Origin of the sequence: Pseudolactococcus raffinolactis NBRC 100932, assembly GCF_001591765.1 — a bacterium.
GTDB lineage: Bacteria > Bacillota > Bacilli > Lactobacillales > Streptococcaceae > Pseudolactococcus > Pseudolactococcus raffinolactis.
In genome coordinates, this window is record NZ_BCVN01000086.1 from 1 (window position 1) to 1,299 (window position 1,299).

Here is a 1,299-nt window from a genome sequence, read left to right on the forward strand (position 1 = left end):
GTTTAAGATTAAGATAGCACGACTTATTTATTTTCCAATGAAATTAACTAGCAATTCGGGTTTATTTAAAGAAAAAAAGCACGCAGAATTCTAATTATAACACAATGTGTACCTTTTTTTATAGGCCTTTTTAAAATTATTGACTCATTTATAAAGGGTTTCTTAAGGCTATATTGAGCTTGATATACTCTATTTTTAAAGCAAAATAAAAAGCCACTAGATTATTGACCTAGTGGTAATTTTTATCGATAATTTATTTTTAAATACTTTCAGGGGAATATTTTTCAGACATAATCTGAATTAATTTTGAACCTAAAAAAATACAGTATCTGATGAGCACATAAGTAACGATTGCAATTGCTATAAGGATTTCCATATTCGCTAATAATTCTAAATTCAGGAACTGAAAAATGCTGAGTTTACTTGTTAAATTTACCGCAGTTGCAGAAATAACGAGAGGAAATGTAAAGGCAGCATAACTAGGATAAAAGGCACTTCTCAAAAGTTTTGTCAGCAAGCCTAAAGTTATAAAATAGATAGCTTGCGATAAAATAAATAAAAAGATAACGAATATTTTAGATTTTGCTTCTACAACAGTGAGGTATCCTACTAAACCAAGTGAACCTGGTGCCGTGATGAGTGTAATCAAAGGAAGTAAAGATTTGTGCATTTTTCGTAAAATGAAAACTCTATGCATAACAATGGGAAGAAGAATAAAGTAAAAGAGTAATGTTATCCAAACCATAACTTTACCCACTTCAAGACCGAAATCTGGTGATGTTGCCGATATTACCCCAATGCCTACAAAAGTAATAAACCAGCTTGGATAAACATCATGTATTTTTAATTCTTTTGGTAGCACATGAAGATAAATAAAATACATCATTAAGATAAGATGCAAAATTAAAGCAGTCCACCAAATAACATTCGCAAGAAGACTAAAGCCGGACAAACGTTTTAAAAATACACTTAGTAACATTAAAGACATCGTAAAAGTTGGTGAAACAGAGGCTACAATTGGGTCATTCAAAGTCGAAATTGTATGTTTCATTGCCAGTACTATCTTGAGCAAAATTAAAAACATCAGGAATAAACCTAACATATCGTAAGAATTTCCTAAAATAGGGTAACCTTTACTGTAAAGGAGATTCCCTAAGGATATTAAACCCAAAATTAAGCCACATATCGGGAGAGGAATTTGTTTTAAAAATGATATGAATTTTGAATACATCATAAACTTCTCTTTCTATATTTTTTATTAATTCGTCTTAAATAATTGATTCTATTAATAATATACCT

The 1,299-nt window shown here is 29.9% G+C and carries 1 protein-coding gene; it reads right to left on the reverse strand.

Features of this window, described 5'->3' with window-relative positions:
- Positions 1 to 259: 259 nt before the first annotated feature.
- Positions 260 to 1,234 carry a TDT family transporter gene (locus LRA01S_RS10510; RefSeq protein WP_061775553.1) on the reverse strand — a complete coding sequence of 325 codons (975 nt, stop codon included), beginning with the start codon at positions 1,232 to 1,234 and terminating at the stop codon, positions 260 to 262.
- Positions 1,235 to 1,299: the final 65 nt, after the last annotated feature.